This window comes from Silvimonas amylolytica (genome assembly GCF_014645555.1).
Lineage (GTDB): Bacteria > Pseudomonadota > Gammaproteobacteria > Burkholderiales > Chitinibacteraceae > Silvimonas > Silvimonas amylolytica.
This window is the reverse complement of the sequence record NZ_BMLY01000018.1, coordinates 1-1229: the sequence shown is the minus strand read 5'-3', so window position 1 is coordinate 1229 and position 1229 is coordinate 1. Positions and strand designations below refer to the sequence as shown.

Below are 1229 nucleotides of genomic sequence, written 5' to 3'. Positions count from 1 at the left end.
TGTGGATTCAACCGGTCGATGCAACAGCCTGTTGGAATCGTTCAGCCGGTGTTTCATAACCCAACGTTTTCCGGGGCCGTTCATTCAGTCGCCCGGCTACTGCATCCAGTTCCGCCTGGGTGTAGCCCGAGAGATCTGTTCCCTTGGGGAAGTACTGTCTCAACAACCCATTCGTATTTTCATTGGTCCCGCGTTGCCATGGGTGCTGCGGGTCGCAGAAATAAACCTGGATGTCGGTGGCCAACGTAAAGCGTTTGTGGTCGGCCAGTTCCTTGCCACGATCCCAGGTGAGTGATTGATACAGCATTGTTGGCAGCTTGTGGGCCTGTTTGATGAGCGCGGTCACGACACTCCCGGTGTCTTTGCTCCTCAATTTCACCAGCATCACATAACGCGTCTGACGCTCTACCAGCGTGGCTATCTGGCTGTTTTTGCTGCCACAGAGCAGGTCGCCTTCCCAGTGGCCCGGCACTGCTCGATCCTGAACTGTGGCGGGACGTTCACGGATGGAGATGGCATCGGTGATCCTGCCGTGATCTTCTGTCTTTTGCGTGTGATGACGTGAACGCCGCATGGCGCGGGTGCGCCGCAAATGAGCCAGCAACTCTTTCTTCAGTGCGCCACGGGCCTGAATGAAGAGACTGCGATAAATGGTTTCATGGGACACCTGATTGCGCTCGTCGTGGGGATGTTCCCGCTTGAGCCAGCCGGCGATCTGCTCTGGCGACCACTGCCTTTGCAGCCGGTCTGCCACAATCTGCGCCAACGCGGGATTCTCGACCAGTTTACATCGCTTGGGCCGATGCGCCCGATCCCATGCCGCTTGATCAGCATCAGCGGCCCGATAGGACGCACATCCCCCATTCCGCCGAATTTCACGACTGATCGTCGAGGGTGCGCGACCCAGATGGCACGCAATGCATCGAATGGGGTTTCCCACCGCCAAAGCGCGCGAAATCTCTTCCCTTTCGGTGAGGGTGAGTGCCAGGCGTGCGCGTTTTCTGGGTGCAGGACGTATCCCGCCAGTCTGAGCCAGGATGCCTTGAATGGACGAGTGATTGCGGTCAAACAACTGGGCGATGTGCTGGAGCGATTCGCCTTGCTGCCAGCGATCCCACATCAGTGCCTTCTGGCTTTCCGAGTAGTAAATCCGGCGTCTCTGTTTCATGTGCCACACTCCTCCTGCCTGCGCAGGTTCTAGTGTGTTGCATCGACCGGTTGAATCCACA

The 1229-nt window shown here is 57.6% G+C and carries 1 protein-coding gene; it reads right to left on the bottom strand.

The features are described from left to right. Positions 1–7 precede the first annotated feature (7 nt). A complete protein-coding gene (locus IEX44_RS20805; protein WP_188698836.1) occupies positions 8–1168 on the bottom strand; it encodes an IS30 family transposase in 1161 nt (386 codons plus the stop codon). Positions 1169–1229: the final 61 nt, after the last annotated feature.